Here is a 19,675-nt window from a genome sequence, read left to right as displayed (position 1 = left end):
ACGCTTCTCGTTTGTTTTGATATCAGTGCGTGACGAATCATCCTCCTGGTGTAATAGTTTGTTAAATAACAAATACGCATTTTCATTTATCGATTCATCCGACAATTAGCGACATTGCGCACGATTACGCAATCACGCAGAAAATGTTGCGATTGCGTGGCGAATGGAAATGGCGTCGGTTAAATCGACTGATATTGACGATGCCAGATTTGAATAATGAAAAGGAATATGCGCACGTTTGTGAAATATCGATTTCGCTCGACAAGCTGCCGCATTGCATGTTCGAACCGATGGGCTGGAAAATATCGTGACGATGTCGACATCATAGCGATGGCGGAACGATCGCAGCCCGGCGGCCCGGCTCCGCTTCGAGCAGTCTTCGCTGATGGGGGTGGCCGGCTTAGGAGGAACGCGTCGGTTTCTTGATGCGAATGGATGACCAGTCGCCCGGCGTATCCGTTTGCAGCGTGGCAGATGATCTGCTCGTGCGGGAGCGCCGGGCCTGGACAACACATTTGAGTTGCCCGGCCGGCGAATGCGATTCACGCGGGGTTGCGCGAAGTTGCGTGACAGTGCGGCGATTGTGCGGACAGCGGCACCCGAGAGGATCGCGCGATCGCGTGCGACCCGGCGGGATACGACTCGATCCGCGCCATCGTTCTTTCGAGCCGCTCACTCCATGTACTGCTCGTTGCCGATCAGGCCGATCTTCGTCGCGCCTTCGCGCTGGGCCGAGGCCAGCACTTCGGCCACCGCCTTGTAAGGTGCGGACTTGTCCGGGCGCAGCCGGATCTCGTCCTGGTCGGCCTCGGCCGCCACCGCGCGGAACTTCGCGTCCAGCGCGGCCCCGCCGCTCACCGCCGCGCCGTTCCAGTTGACGGCCCCGTCCGCCCCGATATCGATCTGCACCACCTGGGGCGGATGCGGCGGCGGCGGTGGGTTCCCCACCGGCAGGTTCATCTTCACCGAGTGCATCTGGATCGGGATCGTGATGATCAACATGATCAGCAGCACCAGCATCACGTCGATCAACGGCGTGGTGTTGATGTCCACCATCACGTCCGGATCGTCCTTGCTCCCTCCGGAGCCTGCGTTCATACCCATCGTTCGAACTCCCTAGCCCCCGCGCGCGGGCGGCTGCGTGATGAAGGCGACCTTGACGACCCCGGCCCGCTCGCATGCCGCGACGACCCGGCCGATGTACCGATACGGCGTCGCCTGATCGCCGCGCACGTGGACGTCCGGTTGCGGCGCCTGCGTCGAAATCTCCTTCAGGCGCGACACCAGCGTTGGAAGGTTCACATGCTCGGTGCCCCAGAAAAGGTCGCCCTGCCGGTTCACCGCGATCTCGATGCTTTTCGGCTGGGTCTGCAGCGGCTGTACCCGCTCCGCCGGCAACTGCACCTGGATCGTGTGCGTCACCACCGGGATCGTGATGAGGAAGATGATCAGCAACACCAGCATCACGTCCACGAGCGGCGTCGTGTTGATCGCCGAGATCACCTCGTCGTTGTCGTCACCGCCGACACTGATTGCCATGACGCGCCCCGCCTACGACTGAACCGCCAGCGCCTGCGGCGCCTGTGCCGCCGGTGTCGCGATGCGGCCCGCCGCGCGCCTGCCGCCCGCGAGCAATACCGTGTGCAGTTGCGCGCCGAAATCGCGCACGCGTTCCATCACGGACTTGTTGCGGCGCACGAGGAAGTTGTAGCCGAGCACCGCCGGCACGGCGACCGCGAGGCCGATCGCGGTCATGATCAGCGCCTCGCCCACCGGGCCGGCAACCTTGTCGATCGACGCCTGGCCCGCGATGCCGATGGCCGTCAGCGCGTGATAGATGCCCCACACGGTGCCGAACAGGCCGACGAATGGTGCGGTGGAACCCACCGTGCCAAGAAACGCCAGGCCATCCTGCAGTCGGTTCGACACGCTGGTGATCGAGCGCTCGATGTTCAGCTCGATCCAGGTATTGCGGTCGACCGAATCGAGCAGCGCGGTGTCGTGGTGTTCGCCCGCCTCGATCGCGTTCTCGGCGATGAAGCGAAACGGCGACGTATCGTCGAGCTGGGCGGCACCCTCGGCCAGCGTCGGCGCATTCCAGACCTGCTCGTCGGCCGACTTCGCGCGGCCGTTCGCCCGCGCCTGCTCGATGAACTTGGTGACCATGACGTACCAGCTGCCGAGCGACATGACCACGAGCAGCCCCAGTACGAAACGCGCGACGAAGTCGCCGTTCGCCCACAGCGCGCCCAGCCCATACGGATTCTCGACGGTGGCCGACGTCGCGGGTTCGGGCGGCGGCACCGGGCGCTCCGATCCGTTCGACGCAGCCGGCGCCGCCACGATCGGCGATGCGCCGGATGCTGTCTCGACCTGTGCCGCCTTCTCCTGGGCAAGCACGGATTGCGGGGCGACCAGCGTGCCGCCCACGCCGGCGGCGATCATCAGGCTTGCCGCCAGCGCGGCCCGAAATTGCTTTCTCATACGCACTCCATATCTATTTCGGATCGATCCGGGAAGCAGGCGGCGTCTGCCGCGTTGCCTTCCCCGTCAGTTCAGGTTGAAGGAAAACGGTACCCGCACACGCACGGATTGCCCCTGGGCGATACAGTTGAAGCGCTTGACCGCATTGAGCGCCGCACGATTGAGCACCGGGTCGGCCGGCTGCGCGACCCGCAGGTTCGTGACGCGGCCGTCCGGGTCCACCGTGAATTCGACCGTGACATCGCCCGTGATGTTGTTGTCCTGCGCCTCCGCCGGGTAGACGATCGACGACCGGACTTCGTCCGAATTCGGGCAGACCACGCCGATCTCGTGGTTCACCGGCTTCGTGACCGTCACCGGCGCCGGCGCCGGCGGCGCCTCGTGCACCGGTGCGCTCTGGACCGGCACGTCCTGGTGCGTGATGGTCGGCTGCGGCGGGGCCTGCACGTGCACCTCGGGCGGCGGCACGAACGGCGGCGGCGGCGCCGTCACCCGCGGCTTCGACACGACCTTTTCGACCGGCTTCGGTGGCGGCGGTGGCGGCGGCGGCTTCACCGGTGCGATGATGCGTGCCTCGATCGGTTGCTGGACGATCTGGACGACCCGCGTCGCGAGACCGTTCACGAGCGCCCAGATCAGGACGAGATGCAGCGCAATGGCGATCGCGATGCCGCCGAAGCGGCGTACCGGATGCGTCTGCTTGTTGCCGAAGCGGCGCGGGCGGCCGATTGCCGCGAGCCGGGATGGAGAAGCGGTTGTCATGTTCGGTCCAGTTGCAACGAGATCGAAGGTGCGGCGTGCCCGGCGGCATCCGGTCCGTCGCCGACTTCAATCACGTGCGCCATTCGATGGAATGTCATGTCGATCGCATCAGGCCGCGGCGGGCTCGCGCCGGTCAACCGGCTGCCACCCGAGTGCCGGGGCGATACGCGTGATGAAGTCCTCGAGAATCTGCCGGTAGTTCTCGAACGGCAGGTCGTAAGGCAATTCGAGGCGCAGCTCCCGCACCTGTCCGACCACCGGGTCGGCCAGCAGCCGCTCCACGATCTCGTCCGAGCTGCCGACGAGATCCGGCGCGAACAGCGTGCGCCGCTCGCCCTGCGGCGCCAGCGTGCGGGCATGACGCGCGTCGGCAAACGCGCGATAGCGTTCGCGCTCCTTCGCGCTCGCGCCGTCGGTCGGGACGATCACGCGCCCCAGCGCGATCCGCGGAGCGTGAGCTTCATGCCAATGGTCGCGATACAGATCCAGTTGCCGCAACTGGGCGTCGATATGGCTATCGGTGCCCTCGCCCGTGGTTATATTGCCGATCAGCAGGTTGAACCCGTTCCTGGCGGCCCATTCGATCGACCGCCTGGAACCGCCTCCGTACCAGAGTCGCCCCGTCAGGCCGGGCGCAAACGGGCTCACGCGCGGCCGCACCCGGCCCGCGGCCGATTCGACGAACGTGTCGTCGTCGCCGAGCCAGTCGCCGGCGAGATTGCGGCGCAGGCGTGCCACACGCGCGTGCGAGAAGTCGACGAGATCCGGATCGGTGTCGAACAGCCGCTCGCCCAGCAGCGCGCCGTGATTCGGTGCGCCCGCGCTGAGCCCGACATTGAGCCGCCCGCGCGAGAGCACGTCGACGGTCGCGAGATCCTCGGCCAGCCGGAATGGATTCTCGTATCCCATCTGGATGACCGCGGCGCCCAATCCGATCCGGGCCGTGCGCTGGCTCGCCGCCGCGAGAAACGTGGCGGCCGACGAGACGGCGCGCTCGAGGTGGCGTTGCCGCACCCACGCGCTGTCGTAACCGAGCGCTTCGCCCGCGCCGAACAGTTCGAGCGTCTGCTCGAATCCCGCCGCCGCGTCTTCACCGGCGTAATTGCCCGGTGTCAGGAAGGCAATGTGATCAATGCGGACGTTGCTCACTTTCGTATCCTTCGTCATTGGGTCTGTCTGGTGGTACACGCGCCGCGTGCTGTCGGCCCGGGATCTGCCCAATCTGCCTGTCGGCAGGCATGACGCACGACCAGCACGGCACCATCGACCAAAACGCGCGCGCTCGCCTCTTCGGCGAGCGGGTTTTTATCGGGGATCGAAAGGAAACGCGACATCGAACTCAACCTCGCGAATGGCCGGGCTGACCGGATTCAAACTTTCATGAAAAAGCGTCGAATAGGCAGGTAATCTCGAATGTCGATTATGGAGAACGTGCGACTGCCCCGTTGCGGTCATTTCTTCTATGAATATGACGCGCGGATCAAAACCGATAGCGCGCACACACATAATGGAATTCGCGATTGATTCAGGCGTGGCCTCGCAAATCCGGGCAGGTGTGTAAGTCGAACGCTCGATCCGCTGGCCCGCGATAATGCCGGCCCAGGAACCTGGACGATGAAGAAGAGAACCCGACGGTCACACCCGGCGGGGTTCGATGCAAAAGTGCTGCGCTTGCAACGCTAAAGGCGAGCGGACGCTGGCCGCACTGGCACAACGGTTCGATGTGCAACCGAGCCCGATCACGGAATGGATGCGACAGCGCGGAAACGCGTGGGGGATGTGTTTCAAGTGACGGGCACGCGATCGAGCGAGCCGCCGGCAGACCTGACGGCACCGCATACGGGGATGGCGCCGGTCGACACCAGAAAACGAAGCTCCGATAGCGCGAGGCTTCGCGTATCGGAAGCGGGGTAACGGCGCCACACCGGAGCCATTACCCCACGTCTTGAAAGAAAAGAACCGAGCCCGTTAGCCGGGAGGCAATCCCCCTGGCACCGAGGCTCTCAACACTAAGTGCCGCGCTCACCCTACCCGCGCTTCTCCCTCGCGCTCGGCTTCCCCTTCGCCCGCGCCCGTTCGCGCGAGCACCGGCTTGAGCGCCTGCCCCGTATGGCTCGCGCTCACCCGCACGAGCGCTTCCGGCGGCGCCGCCGCGACGATCGTGCCGCCGCCCACGCCGCCTTCCGGCCCGAGATCGATGATCCAGTCGGCTTCCGCGATCACGTCGAGGTCGTGCTCGATCACGACGACGCTGTGCCCCGCATCGACGAGCCGGTGCAGCACGCGAATCAGCTTCGCGACGTCCGCCATGTGCAGGCCGACCGTCGGCTCGTCGAGCACGTACAGCGTGTGCGGCGCCTTCTGGCCGCGCCGCGTGATGTCGTCGCGCACCTTCGTCAGCTCGGTGACGAGCTTGATGCGCTGCGCCTCGCCGCCCGACAACGTCGGCGACGGCTGGCCGAGCGTCAGGTAGCCGAGGCCGACATCCTTCATCAGCTGCAACGGATGCGCGATGTTCGAGATCGGCGCAAAAAACTCCACTGCCTCGTCGATCTCCATCGTCAGCACGTCGCCGATGTTCCGGCCGCGCCACGTGACCGCGAGCGTCTCCGGGTTGAAGCGCTGCCCGTGGCACACGTCGCACGGCACCTTCACGTCGGGCAGGAAGCTCATGCCGATCGTGCGCACGCCTTGCCCTTCGCATGCGGGGCAACGCCCGTCGCCGGTGTTGAACGAGAAGCGCGACGCCGTGTAGCCGCGCGCACGCGCTTCCAGCGTATCGGCGAACAGCTTGCGGATCGTGTCCCACACGCCGATATAGGTGGCCGGACACGAGCGCGGCGTCTTGCCGATCGGCGTCTGGTCGACTTCGAGCACGCGGTCGATCTGCTCCCAGCCGCTCAGCGATTCGCAGCCCTGCCATGCATGCGTGACGTTCAGCGACGGCCGCGGCGCACTGCACGCAAGCACGCTCGAGCGACGGTTGGCGGCCGGCGTGTCCTGCTGCGCGGCCTTGCGCGCGCGGCGCGTGGCCGGCGACGACAGCACCGAGCGGCCGACCGCGTCGAGCAGGTTCGTCATCAGCACGTCGCGCGCGAGCGTCGACTTGCCCGAGCCGCTCACGCCCGTGACCGCGACGAGCCGCGCGAGCGGAATGCCGACCGTGACGTCGCGCAGGTTGTGCAGCCGCGCACCGTGCACGGTCAGCCAGGCTTCCGGCACGGCCGCGCCGCCCTTCTTGCCCGGCAGGCTCACGCTGCGGCGTGGCTGCAGCGGATGCGTCATCGGCTGCGCGAGCAGGCGGCCCGTCACGGAATCCGGCTGCGCGGCCAGATCGGCGACCGCGCCCTCGGCGACCAGCGTGCCGCCGCGCTTGCCCGCGCCCGGGCCGATGTCGATGATGTGATCGGCGCGGCGGATCGTGTCCTCGTCATGTTCGACGACGACGAGCGTGTTGCCCTTGTCGCCGAGCTTGCGCAGCGCATCCAGCAGGATCTGGTTGTCGCGCGGATGCAGGCCGATCGTCGGTTCGTCGAGCACGTAGCACACACCCTGCAGGTTGCTGCCGAGCTGCGCGGCGAGCCGGATGCGCTGCGCTTCGCCGCCCGACAGGCTCGGCGCCGCGCGATCGAGGCTCAGGTAGCCGAGCCCGACTTCCTCGAGAAACGCGAGGCGGCTGCCGATCTCGCTGACGATGTCGCGCGCGATCTGCGCGTCGCGCCCCGTCAGCTCCAGCCCGTCGATCCAGCGGCGCGTGTCCGACACCGTCCATTGCGCGACCTCGACGATCGGATGCGCGTCGAACGTCACCGCCCGCGCGGTCGGATTCAGCCGCGTGCCGTTGCAATCCGGGCACGGCTCGTTGCCGACGCCTTCCGGTTCCTGTTCGTCCGACGGCAGTGTCTGCTCGCGGCCGCGATCGTCCCCGGCGAGCACCGTGTCGTCGTACGCGGCGCGCTGTTCGCGCGTGAGCGTGACGCCGGTGCCGACGCAGGTCGTGCACCAGCCGTGCTTGCTGTTGTACGAGAACATCCGCGGGTCCAGCTCCGGGTAGCTCGTGCCGCACACCGGGCACGCACGCTTGACCGACAGCACCTTGACCGTGCCGACCCGCGCGGTCGAATGATCGTTCTGCATCGCGTCGTGCAGCCCGTCGAGCGGCGCGAGCAGATGCATCACGCCCTTGCCGAGCTCGAGCGTCTCGTCGAGCACGCGTCGCAGTTCGGCTTCGTTGTCGGGGGACACGACGATATCGGCGACCGGCAGCTCGATCGTATGCTCGCGGAAGCGGTCGAGCTTCGGCCACGGATCGACCGGCACGAACTCGCCGTCGACGCGCAGATGCGTGCTGCCGCGCGCCTTCGCCCACTTCGCGAGATCCGTATATACGCCCTTGCGGTTCACGACGAGCGGCGCAAGCAGCCCGACGTGTTCGCCGCGATGATCGCGCAGCAACTGCGCGGCGATCGATTCGACGGATTGCGACGTGACCGGCGTGCCGTCGTGGATGCAATGCTGCAGGCCGAGCTTCACGTACAGCAGCCGCAGGAAGTGCCACACCTCGGACGTGGTCGCGACCGTGCTCTTGCGCCCGCCGCGCGACAGCCGCTGCTCGATCGCGACGGTCGGCGGGATGCCGTACACCGCGTCGACTTCGGGGCGGCCGGCCGGCTGCACGATCGAGCGCGCATACGCGTTCAGCGATTCGAGGTAACGGCGCTGGCCTTCGTGGAACAGGATGTCGAACGCGAGCGTCGACTTGCCGGAACCCGACACGCCGGTGATCACGTTGAACTTGCCGTGCGGGATGTCGACGTCGAGCGCCTTCAGGTTGTGCTCGCGCGCGTTGACGATCCGCACGACGTCCTCGCCTTCGATCGCACGCCGCTCGCGCGCCGCGTTCAGCACGGCCTGCAGCGGCTTGCCTTCGTCGGCGAGTGCCATGTCGGCATCCATCGCGCGTTCGTACTGCAGCAGCGCCACGCCGGTATGCGATGCGGCGCAGGCTTTCACGTCGTCGGGCGTGCCCGCGCACAGCACGAGGCCGCCGCCGTCGCCGCCTTCCGGGCCGAGATCGATCAGCCAGTCGGCCGCGCGGATCACGTCGAGGTTGTGCTCGATCACGATCAGCGAATGGCCGGCCGCGAGCAGCTTGCCGAACGCCTGCATCAGCTTCGCGATGTCGTCGAAGTGCAGCCCGGTGGTCGGCTCGTCGAACATGAACAGCTTCGCCCGCGCGATGCGCGCCTCTTCCGTGACGACCCGGCGGCCGTTCACGGCCGCCGCCGATTCGGCGAGGAAGCCGGCCAGCTTCAGGCGCTGCGCTTCGCCGCCCGACAGCGTCGGCACCGGCTGGCCGAGCTTCACGTATTCGAGGCCGACGTCGACGATCGGCTGCAACACGCGCAGCACCTCGGCGTCGGTCGCGAAGAACGCGGCTGCTTCGCTGACGGTGAGATCGAGCACGTCGGCGATGCTCAGCGCGCGGCCGTCGCGCTCGATGCGCACTTCGAGAATCTCCGCGCGGTAGCGGCTGCCGTCGCAGTCCGGGCAGCGCAGGTAGACGTCGCTCAGGAACTGCATCTCGATGTGCTCGAAGCCCGAGCCGCCGCAGGTCGGGCAACGGCCGTCGCCCGAGTTGAAGCTGAACGTGCCGGCGCCGTAGCCGCGTTGCAGCGCGAGCGGCGCCTTCGCGAACAGCTTGCGGATCTCGTCGAACGCGCCGACGTAGCTCGCCGGGTTCGAACGGGTGGTCTTGCCGATCGGCGACTGGTCGACGAACACGACGTCGCCCACCTGGTCGGCGCCCGTGAGGCTGCGGTACGCGCCCGGCGACTCGGTCGCCTTGCCGTGGTGCCGCGCCATCGCCGGATAGAGCACGTCCTGCAGCAGCGTGGACTTGCCGGACCCCGACACGCCCGTCACGCAGACGAGCCGCTGCAGCGGAATCTCGACCGTCACGTCGCGCAGGTTGTGTTCGCTCGCCCCTTCGAGCACGATGCGCGGCGTATTCGCGTCGACCACCCGGCGCGCCCAGTTCGACGCATGCGCGACATGCTTGCGGCCGCCGAGATACTCGCCCGTCAGCGTGTGCGCGGAGCGGATGTCGCCCGGCGTGCCGTCGTAGACGATCGTGCCGCCGCGCTCGCCGGGGCCGGGCCCCATGTCGATCAGGCGATCGGCCGCGAGCATCACCGACGGATCGTGTTCGACCACCACCAGCGTATTGCCCGCATCGCGCAGCCGCTGCATCGCCTCGACGATCCGCGTGAGATCGCGCGGATGCAGCCCGATGCTCGGTTCGTCGAGCACGAACAGGGTTTTCGTGAGCGACGTGCCGAGCGCCGTCGTCAGGTTGATCCGCTGCACCTCGCCGCCCGACAGCGTGCGGCTCTGCCGGTCGAGCGTCAGGTAGCCGAGCCCGACGTCGCACAGGTATTTCAGGCGCGTGCGCACTTCGGCGAGCAGCAGCTTCAATGCATCGTCGAGCAGCGCGCTCGGCAGGCTGATGTCGTCGAAGAAGCGGCGGATACGCTCGATCGGCAACAGCATCAGGTCGTGCACGGTCAGGCCCGGCAGCGCCTCGAGCTGCGCGCGGCTCCAGTCGACGCCGCGCGGCATGAAGCGGCCGGCCGGCGCGAGCACGCCGTCGGCGTTCTCTTTCGAGCCGAGCCGCCACTGCAGCGACTCCGTCTTCAGGCGCGCGCCGCCGCACACGTCGCACGGCGTGTAGCTGCGGTATTTCGACAGCAGCACGCGGATATGCATCTTGTACGCTTTCGACTCGAGATAGCCGAAGAAGCGCTTCACGCCGTACCACTGGCTCTGCCACTTGCCGTTCCAGTCCGGCGAACCGTTGACGACCCAGTCGCGCTCGGCGTCCGACAGCTCGGCCCACGGCGTGTCGCGCGGGATGCCGGCTTTCGCCGCGTAGCGCATCAGGTCGTCCTGACACTCCTTCCACGCGGGCGTCTGCATCGGCTTGATCGCGCCGCCGCGCAGCGTCTTGCGCGCGTCGGGAATCACGAGGCCGAGATCGACGCCGATCACGCGGCCGAAGCCGCGGCAGGTTTCGCACGCGCCGTACGCCGAATTGAACGAGAACAGCGCCGCCTGCGGCTCCGCGTAGCGCAGATCGCTGTCGGGATCGTGAAGCCCGGTGGAGAAGCGCCACACCTGCGGCTCGGCGATCGCGTTTTCCGCTTCCGGCGCCAGCACGTACACGTTCACGCGCCCGCCGCCGCGTTTCAGCGACGCCTCGATCGCCTCGACCACGCGCACCTTGTCGGCCTGCTGCACGCGGAAGCGGTCGGCCACCACGTCGAGCACCTTGCGCGGCCCGGTGGGCGACGCGACCTCGCGCTGCGCCTGCACCCGCGTGTAACCGCTCGCGGACAGCCACTGCGCGACTTCTTCATCGGACGCCGTTTCGGGCAGCTCGACCGGGAACGTGACGACGACGCGCGGATCGTCCGCCCGCGTGCGCGCGACGAGTTCCGCGTAGATCGTCTCCGGCGTGTCGTGCCGCACCTGCCGCGCGGTCTTGCGGTCGAACAGCTCGGCCGCGCGCGCGTACAGCAGCTTCAGGTGATCGTTCAGCTCGGTCATCGTGCCGACGGTCGAGCGCGAACTGCGCACCGGGTTGGTCTGGTCGATCGCGATCGCGGGCGGCACGCCGTCGACCCGCTCGACCTGCGGGCGGTCCATCCGGTCGAGGAACTGCCGCGCGTACGCGCTGAACGTCTCGACGTAGCGCCGCTGGCCTTCCGCGTACAGCGTGTCGAACACGAGGCTCGACTTGCCGGAGCCCGACGGGCCGGTGACGACCGTCATCTCGCCGGTGCGCAGGTCGAGATCGAGGTTCTTGAGGTTGTGCTGACGTGCTCCGCGAATGCGGATCAGATTGCTGGATGACAATTTGCCTGCCCGTCCGAATGAGTTAACCAGAGTGCCCGGTGCCGGAACGCTGCGGCGGATGCCCGCAGGCGCGGCGCACGCGCCGCAAGGGTTGCACCTGTGCGGCCCGATTTCGACGGACACTATACTGTATATTCATACAGTTTTCCATGACGACCCTGAGGGCGGTATGGGATGGCGGTGGGAGGCGCGGCCATTCCGCGACAACGCGTTTATACTCCCCGGCCCGGCAATCCGTGTGATACGACAAGGAAAATGAAAGCAAGAGCATTGCTCATCACTTCGCTGGGAGCGTGGGTGTTGACTCAGCCGTCACTCGCCTTCTCGCAAAACATCAACGGGAAAAATCTCTTCATACAGAGATGCGCGATGTGCCATGGCGCAGATATCAAGGGCACCGGGCCATTGGCCAGGAAAAGCAATCCCCCGACGCCTGACCTCACGACTGCCGCGTTCAAAAAGCGGCTCCACGATTATCCAGGCGTCATCGTTTCATCGGTAATACTTCGCCCGAACGGGGACCTGATTCCGAGAACCTTGAGGGAGAACGGCGTCAAGCTGGCGCCGCACGCCTGGACCGTCCAGGATTTTCGCGACCTGAATCAATACATGAGCGACGTGATTTCCAACAGCCGATGATTGCGTGTTGACCGGCTGACCGCTCCGGGTCGTTTCGAGCCGGTAACATACCGCCGACGCGATATCCGGCGGAGGCATCAACCTTCCGAAAATGGTGCCGTTGCCCGGGTCGGACTTCGGCACGCAAGCCGTGTGTTGCGCCATCCGGATCCAACGCACCTGCCCGGGCGCAGCCCATGCGATGATGCGCGCTGATCAACATGAGAAATGGAATGACGACTACATTCGACGAGGCGACAACGGCGGCGATCGCCGCGTTTGCCCAACTGGATTTCCACACGGCCGTGCAAGCGATGCGCGCCGAAGCCGACTACGACCGCGAAATAGACCAGTGGATCTCGCGCTACATCGACGAGCACGGCGGCGGCGCGGACGATGCGGAATACGACGCGTTGCACGCACAGGCCCAGGCAACCCCGGAATTCGCGCAGTTCGTCGATGCGGCTCGCCGCGAGATCCTGGAATACTTCGACGTAACCGACGATCAGCTGGACTGGATGGTCCTGCTGCGCAATGACGACAGCGACGAGCTTTGGGCGGAAGTCAACCGGCAGCGGACCGCGCTGGGAACCGGTGAAGTGCGCGGCGATCTCTGACCCTTGCCTGCCATCCGGATTTCGCGTCGCGCCGGGTGCTTGGCTCGAGTCCGATCAGTCATGAGGTGGGCCGGGCATCACGTATCCCGGCCACCCGCTCGCCCCTGCCCTGCTACGCCTTTTTCGCGTAAGCGCCGCACCAGCCTTTCGCATTGACCTGCTTGCCGCCGAAAATGGTGCACGGCGCCGTGGCCGCACCGGTCTTGCCCTGGAAGAACTGGCAGTTCGCGCAGGCCTCGCCCGCCTGAAATTTCGGGAATTTCGCATGGTCGACCCGGCTTGCATCCGTCTTGTAGCCGAGGGCCTGGGCGTTTGCATCGGTTTCCTGCACGGCACCGGCCCCGGCATCTGCCGCGGCCGCGCGGCGCCCAACGGCCAGCGCGGATGCCAGAACGGTGGTGGCAGCGATAAAACGTCGGCGTGAAAACTTCATCTTGCCCTCCTCGATGTTTGCGTGGCCGGATGACCGGCATCCTCCGATGCCGCGAAGCCGCCCGGCGCACAACCGCGGCCCGTCACCGTGCCCGTCGCGCTGCGACACGTTTACCCCCTGCGAAGGAATCACCGAAAAAACAATTCCCGCATCCCGAACGTGTGATGCGCCTCGGCCGCCATCAGCACCATGAGCACCAGCAGGCACAGCGGCGGCACGAGGATCGCGTACACCAGCGCCAGCCGCTCCCACATCATGTGCATGAAGATCGACACGATCAGCCCGGCCTTGGCGATCATCAGCACGACGATCAGTACCCAGCGCAACAGGCCCTGCACGTTGAAATAGTCGACCAGGTACGACAACGTGCTCAGCACGAACAGCAGGCCCCAGATCTTCAGGTAGAGGCCGATCGGATGCTGCTGGCCGTGCGCGGCGTCGGGTCGGTCGGCGGGATCGGTATGGTCCATGGCCTGCCTCACCACAAGTAGAACAGCGCGAAGATGAACACCCACACCAGGTCGACGAAGTGCCAGTACAGGCCGGCGATCTCGACGATCTGGAAGTTGCCGTGTTCGGTGAACCCCGGCTGCAGGATCTTGCGCGCGATCAGCAGCAGGTAGATCACGCCGCAGGTCACGTGAAAGCCGTGGAACCCGGTGATCGTGAAGAAGCACGCGCCGAACTGCGCCGCGCCCAGCGGATTGCCCCACGGGCGGATGCCTTCCCGGAAGATCAGGTTGCTCCATTCGAACGCCTGCAGCGACACGAAGGTGGCGCCCAGCAGCGCGGTCGCCAGCAGCAGCGCGGCGGCGGGCCTCGCGTTGCGCCGGTAGCCGAAGTTGACGGCCATCGCCATGGTGCCGCTGCTGCTGATCAGCGTGAACGTCATGATCGCAATCAGCAGCAACGGCACCTCCACGCCGCCCACGCTGAGCCCGAACACCTTCGCGGTATCGGGCCACGGCGCCGTGGTCGACATGCGCACCGTCATGTAGCCGATCAGGAAACTGCTGAAGACGAAGGTGTCCGACAGCAGGAAGATCCACATCATCGCCTTGCCCCACGGCACCTTGAAGGCTTCGCGATCGGCCGACCAATCCGTGACGATGCCGCGCCAGCCGTCGGGCCGGGCGTCGGCGGACGGCGCATCGACAGGCGGGGCCGCGGGCGAATCGGCGGCGGATCCGGTGGGGGCCGTGGGCGCGGTCATCGCGCGGCTCCATACAGCGGCCCGCAGACGGCGGCGACGATCCCGGGGGTCAGCCACCACATCGCCGCCAGCAGCACGAGCCACACCGCGAGCAGGAAATGCCAGTAGAGCGCGCACAGATCGATGACACGCCGGGCCCGGAACGGGTCCGCGCGCCGGAGCTGCGCGATCGTCATCGCCCACGCCGCCAGCCCGCCCAGCACATGCAATCCGTGCAGGCCGGTGAGCAGGTAGAGGAAGCTGTTCGACGGATTGACCGCAACGGTCTGCCCGCCAGCCGACAGCAGGTGCCAGGCGGTCAGTTGCCCAGCCACGAACACGGCCGCCAGCACGCCGCCGCACACGAGCCACGCGGTGCGGTGCAAGGTCAGTTGCCGGGCTCGCTGCATGGCGACGCTGGCCAGCGCCAGCGCGCCGGTGTTCCACCACAGCAGCGCCGGATGCGGGATCGGCTGCCAGTCGGGCTCGCGCATGCGCATTGCATAGGCGAGCAGCAGCAGCGAGAACAACGTCGTCGCGACCGCCATGAAGACGATCAGACCGGTGCGGCCCGCATTCGGCAAGCCGGGTGGCGCGTCGTGAACGAAGGGGCGCGGCAGCGTGGTCATTCGTGGGCCTCGCCGGGGTGAAGCGCCGGGTGGGCCGGTTCAGGCACCGTCGCGGGCGGCTGGTTTTGCGGCACGAAATCTTCCTCTTGCCCCGGCGGACTGTATTCGTATGCCCAGCGGTAGACGACGGGAAGCGCCGCGCCCCAGTTGCCGTGCGCGGGCGGCGTTTGCGGCGTCTGCCATTCCAGCGTGGTGGCCCGCCACGGGTTGCCGTCGGCGCGCCGGCCGTGCACGAGGCTCCACGCGAGGTTGAACAGGAACAGCAACTGCGCCGCCGCGACGATCAGCGCGACGACGGTGATGAACGTGTTGAGCGTCTGCGCCGAATGCGGGATGAAGCTGTAGCCCTGGTACGCGTAATACCGCCGCGGCATGCCGAGGATGCCGAGATAGTGCATCGGGAAGTAGATCGCATAGGTGCCGACGAAGGTGATCCAGAAGTGCGCGCGCCCGAGCGTGTCGTCGAGCATGCGGCCCGTCACCTTCGGGTACCAGTGGTAGAGGCCGCCGAACACCACCAGGATCGGCGACACGGCCATCACCATATGGAAGTGCGCGACCACGAAATACGTGTTCGACAGCGGGATGTCCACGCTCACGTTGCCGAGGTAGAGCCCGGTCAGCCCGCCCAGCACGAAGGTGCTGATGAAGCCGATGGCGAACAGCATCGGCACGGTCAGGTGGATATCGCCGCGCCACAGCGTCAGCACCCAGTTGTAGACCTTGAGGGCGGTCGGCACGGCGATGATGAGCGTGGTGGTGGCGAAGAAGAAGCCGAAGTACGGATTCATGCCGGCGATGAACATGTGGTGCGCCCAGACCACGAAGCTCAGCGCGCCGATGATGACGATGGCCCACACCATCATCCGGTAGCCGAAGATGCTCTTGCGCGCGTGCGTGCTGATCAGGTCCGACGCGATGCCGAAGGCCGGCAGCGCGACGATGTAGACCTCCGGATGCCCGAAGAACCAGAACAGGTGCTGGAACAGCAGCGGGCTGCCGCCGGCATGCTTGAGCGTCTGCCCCATCGACACCACGGCCGGCACGAAGAAGCTGGTGCCGAGCGTCCTGTCGAACAGCATCATCACCGCCGACACGAACAGCGCCGGAAACGCCAGCAGCGCCATGATGGTCGCGATGAAGATGCCCCACACCGTGAGCGGCATGCGCATCAGCGTCATGCCGCGCGTGCGTGCCTGCAGCGTGGTGGTCACGTAATTCAGGCCGCCCATCGTCGCCGCGACGATGAAGATCGCCAGCGACACGAGCATCAGCACGATGCCCCATTCGACGCCCGGCGTGCCCGGCAGGATGGCCTGCGGCGGATACAGCGTCCAGCCCGCGCCGGTCGGCCCGCCCGGCACGAAGAAGCTCGCCGCCAGCACCAGCACGGCCAGCAGGTAGACCCAGTAGCTCAGCATGTTGAGAAACGGGAACACCATGTCGCGCGCGCCGAGCATCAGCGGGATCAGGTAGTTGCCGAAGCCGCCCAGGAACAGCGCCGTCAGCAGGTAGATCACCATGATCATCCCGTGCATCGTGACGAACTGGTAGTAGTGGTTCGCGTCGATGAAGGCGAACTTGCCCGGAAAGCCGAGCTGCAGCCGCATCAGGTCGGACAATACGAGGCCGACCAGCCCGATCGCGATGGCCGTCATCGCATACTGCACCGCGATGACCTTGTGGTCCTGGCTCCAGACATAGCGGGTCCAGAAGCTCTGCGGGGCGTGGTCGGTGTGCGCATAGGTCATGGTTTCTGCTCCGCTATTGCCTGGCCGCGGTACCGGCCGGAGGCGGCCCGCCTTGCGCCTCGATATATGCCACCAGTGCGGACAGTTCCTGGTCGCTCAGGTCGAAGCGCGGCATGATCGGCGAGAACCCCTTCACGACCCGCGCCGCCGGATCGCGGATGAACGCGCGCAGATAGGCTTCGTCCACCTTCGCGGTGCTGCCGTCGGCCATCGTTTCGGTCTTGCCGTACAGGCCCTTCCAGGTCGGGCCCACGAGCGGGCTGCCGTCCACGGTATGGCAGGCGACGCAGCCCTTGGCCGCCGCGAGCGTCTTGCCCAGTTCGGCGAGCGCGTGTGCGCTGCCGCCGGCAGCGGCGGGGGCTGCCTGCACGCGGGCGAGTTGCTGCCGCGCGAAGGTGGGCTGCTGCGCCAGCCAGCGCGAGAACGCGGCTTCGTCTTCCACGACCACCACGCCGCGCATGCCGGAGTGCCCGATCCCGCAGAGCTGCGCGCACAGGATGTCGTAGCGCCCCGCCTTGGTCGGCGTGAACCAGAAGGTGGTCACCATGCCCGGCACCATGTTCATCCGCGCCCGGAACGGCGGAACGTAGAAATCGTGCAGCACGTCGCGCGAGCGCGTCAGCACCTGGACCGGCCGGTTGAGCGGCAGGTGCACCTCGGGCGTCTCGATCAGGTAATTGTCGCGGCCGTTGGGGTCGGCGGGGTTCAGGCCGAACGGGTTGTCGTTACTGATGTAGCGCACGTCCGTCGTGCCCAGCTTGCCGCCGGGGCCCGCGAAACGGAAACGCCATTGCCATTGCTGGCCGAGCACTTCCATCTGCAGCACGTTGCGCGGCGGCCGGATGTAGTCCGCGTAGACGAACAGCCCCGGCGCCAGCAACGCCGCCACGCCGACGGCGGTCAGGCCGATCAGCCACCATTCCAGCCGGCGGTTGTGCGGTTCGTAGGCCGCGCGATGCCCGCTGCGGTGGCGATAGCGCACCAGCGCGACGACGATGAACAGGTTGATGGCGATGAAGAATGCACCGGTGATGACGAGCGTGATCGTCAGCATGTCGTCCATGCGCACCCAGTTCGACGCGATCGGCGTGATCCACCACGGACTGGCAAAGTGAAACCCCACCGCCAACAGGATGATCAGGACCAGGGCAATCGCAAGGGCCATAGGCCGCCTCGCTGCATATCACTCGCCGGCGCCGCCGACGCCGGGTTCCGTGTCTCCCGCGAACGCCGGGTGGTCAGGCTCGGCGCGGCGGGAAACGCGATGTATCAGTCGTCCACGTTGTGCTTGCGCAATCGCTCCAGCCTGCCGTAAGTGATGGCCGCAACCACGCCGAACAACAGGTTGGCCAGCAACGGCCCGGCACCCCGCTCGGAGACGAACCACGGGAACACGGCCGTCATGACGTAGAAGTTCCACCCGTACGCGACGATCCCGAACGCCAGCCCGATGGCGGCTTCCATGCCCACGCTTGAATCGAGGCGGAAAGGCGCCATGATCGCGGCGAGCATCACCCCCATGATCGCGCCGAGCACGTAGTGCAGCAGCAGCGCCATCGCGACGATTTCAAGGTTGAATTGCGTCATCTGGCCGAGCGCGCTGCGGCCCATCACCATCGCCGCGATCTTGTGTGTCGGTTGCCACGGGCTCGAGCCGAGCACGAGTGTCGACCAGACGAATTCCAGCGCGATCACCAGCGCACCGCCTGCGAGACCGGCCACGGCGGCGGCGACCCAGTCCGGCGTCCGACGCGCCCAATGGTGCGATTGCATGTGCAGTTCCATACGACCTCCTTGCCGACACTTCGACGTCGGCGCTTCGGTTCCGAGGGCGTCACGCGCGTCGGGCCTGCGTCACTCGAGCGATTCGGAAGCAGGGTTGCCTGCGCAACGTGCGAACGCCCTTCTCCGCGCGCGGCCGTGCGCTCGACGAAATGCGTCGATGAACCCGGGTATCGGGCAGGCCGGCTTGCTGTCGCGCGTCAGGGGAAGATCGGTGTCGTGGGCTCGGCGCCTTCCAGGTCCGCCGTCGGAAAGTGCCTGGCGACCATCTCCTCGATTTCCTGCTCTCGCAATGCCGGCACATCGGCCATGATCAGAATCTGGCCTTCCTGTATGGCCTCGCGAAATCGCTGGAGTCGCGCGTTCGGCTCGGCAATGCCGATCATCGCGGCGGTCCACGCCCCGAAACCCGCTCCCGCCAGCGTCAACCCGACAACGGCGCCGCCTGCGATCACGAGTTCCGCCGGGGGAAATACCAGCGCGACGAGGCCGATCAGTGCACCCGCCGCGCCGCCAAGCGCGACGCCGCGCTCGAGCGCATGCACGACATCGCTGCTTTGCAGCAACGATGCTTCGGGTAACTGATCGAGTGTGACGCTGTGATCGGCGAGGACGTGGATATGGCGCCAGATGATACGTGCGCGCAATAGATCGTCGACGATGGCCTTGGCCATCTGCGTATCGGGTACGAGGAAATAAAGGCGTCTCATGTTGGCACCCCTTTGTGCCGTCAACTACTCTTTCCATTCTATGTCAGCAATGGCAACACAGTAGGTGCGCGCGGGCCAGCGACGGTGCCGCATGCGCAGCCGTTCGGCCCCGAGCGACGCTATCCGCGTTTGCGCAACGGCTCCAGCAAGTCCCGCAGGCCGTTGTGGTCGATTTCATGCATCAGCGCAAGCTGCCGGCCGATTTCGCCGCGCGGGAACCCTTCGCGGGCCAGCCAGTTGAGGTAAGGCCCGGGCAGGTCGGCAATGAGTCGGCCCTTGTACTTTCCAAAGGGCATGGTGACGGTGACGAGGTGTTCGAGATCTGGGGTCTGCATGCCGGTATTGTGCACGGCTTTCCGCTCCCGTCGCATGCCAGGCTGACATCCGACGCGGCAAACCCTCCGGCAACAGCCTCGCGGAAACGAGGCGCCGCAAACCGCCCGCGCCCCTTTTCTGGCCTGCTAGACTGAAATTTCCCCCTGCAAACGATGGAGGGAATCATGTTGTCCGTCTACGTCGTGAAGACCGGCGAGCAGTTCCTGTGCACCGCCGAGGATGGCGATATCGGCATGGCACCAGCGGTTGAAGATGCCACGTCGTTTCGTTCGTATGAGGAAGCGGAAATGGCGGCGCACATGCATGCCGACCCCGGATACGAAATCGTCGCTGTTTGCGTGCTCAGACACTGACATGGCGCCCGCTGCCGGGCGCCCGGTTTGTCGGCCTCAGTAAACCGCTTCGTCACGCGCGGTCGTCGTGGAATCGCACAAGACCGGCACC

18 protein-coding genes are annotated in these 19,675 nt (G+C 66.4%); 3 read left to right on the top strand and 15 right to left on the bottom strand.

Annotation, left to right across the window (positions count from 1 at the left end; all coding sequences use genetic code 11):
- Positions 1-672: 672 nt before the first annotated feature.
- The 6 genes from APZ15_RS35045 to uvrA form a co-directional block, all read right to left on the bottom strand.
- Positions 673-1,104, bottom strand: coding sequence for an ExbD/TolR family protein (locus APZ15_RS35045; RefSeq protein ID WP_027792785.1), 432 nt, complete (start codon positions 1,102-1,104; stop codon positions 673-675).
- Between the two features lie 12 nt (positions 1,105-1,116).
- Positions 1,117-1,539, bottom strand: a complete 423-nt coding sequence (locus tag APZ15_RS35040; protein ID WP_027792786.1) for an ExbD/TolR family protein — start codon at positions 1,537-1,539, stop codon at positions 1,117-1,119.
- 12 nt (positions 1,540-1,551) lie between these two features.
- On the bottom strand, positions 1,552-2,484 hold the full coding sequence (locus APZ15_RS35035) for a MotA/TolQ/ExbB proton channel family protein (protein ID WP_027792787.1): 933 nt from the start codon (positions 2,482-2,484) through the stop codon (positions 1,552-1,554).
- Positions 2,485-2,550: 66 nt separating this feature from the next.
- Positions 2,551-3,246: an energy transducer TonB gene (locus APZ15_RS35030; RefSeq protein ID WP_027792788.1), complete on the bottom strand. Its 696-nt coding sequence runs from the start codon at positions 3,244-3,246 to the stop codon at positions 2,551-2,553.
- Positions 3,247-3,354: 108 nt separating this feature from the next.
- On the bottom strand, positions 3,355-4,395 hold the full coding sequence (locus tag APZ15_RS35025) for an LLM class flavin-dependent oxidoreductase (RefSeq protein ID WP_027792789.1): 1,041 nt from the start codon (positions 4,393-4,395) through the stop codon (positions 3,355-3,357).
- An 873-nt stretch (positions 4,396-5,268) separates the two neighbouring features.
- Positions 5,269-11,163, bottom strand: coding sequence for an excinuclease ABC subunit UvrA (gene uvrA / locus APZ15_RS35020; protein WP_027792790.1), 5,895 nt, complete (start codon positions 11,161-11,163; stop codon positions 5,269-5,271).
- Between the two features lie 255 nt (positions 11,164-11,418).
- On the opposite strand from uvrA, the gene APZ15_RS35015 reads away from it, so the two are divergent.
- The gene (locus APZ15_RS35015; protein ID WP_027792791.1) at positions 11,419-11,802 is read left to right on the top strand and encodes a c-type cytochrome; all 384 of its coding nucleotides are present in this window, start codon (positions 11,419-11,421) and stop codon (positions 11,800-11,802) included.
- Positions 11,803-12,014: 212 nt separating this feature from the next.
- Positions 12,015-12,398 (top strand): hypothetical protein, encoded by a 384-nt coding sequence (locus APZ15_RS35010; protein ID WP_027792792.1) that lies wholly within the window; start codon positions 12,015-12,017, stop codon positions 12,396-12,398.
- Positions 12,399-12,510: 112 nt separating this feature from the next.
- Here the strand turns inward: APZ15_RS35010 and APZ15_RS35005 are convergent, their stop codons facing one another.
- The 9 genes from APZ15_RS35005 to APZ15_RS34965 all read right to left on the bottom strand — a co-directional run bounded on the left by APZ15_RS35005 (position 12,511) and on the right by APZ15_RS34965 (position 19,230).
- Positions 12,511-12,831 carry a high-potential iron-sulfur protein gene (locus tag APZ15_RS35005; RefSeq protein ID WP_027792793.1) on the bottom strand — a complete coding sequence of 107 codons (321 nt, stop codon included), beginning with the start codon at positions 12,829-12,831 and terminating at the stop codon, positions 12,511-12,513.
- Between the two features lie 128 nt (positions 12,832-12,959).
- Positions 12,960-13,301, bottom strand: coding sequence for a cytochrome C oxidase subunit IV family protein (locus APZ15_RS35000; RefSeq protein WP_027792794.1), 342 nt, complete (start codon positions 13,299-13,301; stop codon positions 12,960-12,962).
- A gap of 8 nt (positions 13,302-13,309) precedes the next feature.
- Positions 13,310-14,044: a heme-copper oxidase subunit III family protein gene (locus APZ15_RS34995; protein ID WP_027792795.1), complete on the bottom strand. Its 735-nt coding sequence runs from the start codon at positions 14,042-14,044 to the stop codon at positions 13,310-13,312.
- Positions 14,041-14,652: a cytochrome c oxidase subunit 3 gene (locus APZ15_RS34990; protein ID WP_027792796.1), complete on the bottom strand. Its 612-nt coding sequence runs from the start codon at positions 14,650-14,652 to the stop codon at positions 14,041-14,043. The genes APZ15_RS34995 and APZ15_RS34990 overlap by 4 nt, the downstream gene beginning before the upstream one ends.
- Positions 14,649-16,403 carry a cytochrome c oxidase subunit I gene (ctaD, locus tag APZ15_RS34985; protein WP_027792797.1) on the bottom strand — a complete coding sequence of 585 codons (1,755 nt, stop codon included), beginning with the start codon at positions 16,401-16,403 and terminating at the stop codon, positions 14,649-14,651. Before ctaD ends, APZ15_RS34990 begins: the two co-directional genes overlap by 4 nt.
- Positions 16,404-16,416: 13 nt before the next feature.
- The gene (locus APZ15_RS34980; protein WP_027792798.1) at positions 16,417-17,568 is read right to left on the bottom strand and encodes a c-type cytochrome; all 1,152 of its coding nucleotides are present in this window, start codon (positions 17,566-17,568) and stop codon (positions 16,417-16,419) included.
- A gap of 104 nt (positions 17,569-17,672) precedes the next feature.
- Positions 17,673-18,188: a hypothetical protein gene (locus tag APZ15_RS34975; RefSeq protein ID WP_027792799.1), complete on the bottom strand. Its 516-nt coding sequence runs from the start codon at positions 18,186-18,188 to the stop codon at positions 17,673-17,675.
- A 197-nt stretch (positions 18,189-18,385) separates the two neighbouring features.
- Positions 18,386-18,895, bottom strand: coding sequence for a hypothetical protein (locus tag APZ15_RS34970; protein WP_027792800.1), 510 nt, complete (start codon positions 18,893-18,895; stop codon positions 18,386-18,388).
- Between the two features lie 119 nt (positions 18,896-19,014).
- Positions 19,015-19,230 carry a DUF3820 family protein gene (locus tag APZ15_RS34965; RefSeq protein ID WP_027792801.1) on the bottom strand — a complete coding sequence of 72 codons (216 nt, stop codon included), beginning with the start codon at positions 19,228-19,230 and terminating at the stop codon, positions 19,015-19,017.
- Positions 19,231-19,395: 165 nt separating this feature from the next.
- On the opposite strand from APZ15_RS34965, the gene APZ15_RS34960 reads away from it, so the two are divergent.
- Positions 19,396-19,584, top strand: a complete 189-nt coding sequence (locus APZ15_RS34960; RefSeq protein WP_027792802.1) for a hypothetical protein — start codon at positions 19,396-19,398, stop codon at positions 19,582-19,584.
- Positions 19,585-19,675: the final 91 nt, after the last annotated feature.

Origin of the sequence: Burkholderia cepacia ATCC 25416, assembly GCF_001411495.1 — a bacterium.
Classification (GTDB): Bacteria; Pseudomonadota; Gammaproteobacteria; order Burkholderiales; family Burkholderiaceae; genus Burkholderia; species Burkholderia cepacia.
Note: the sequence above shows the minus strand (reverse complement) of the source record. Positions and strands in the feature narration are given on the sequence as shown.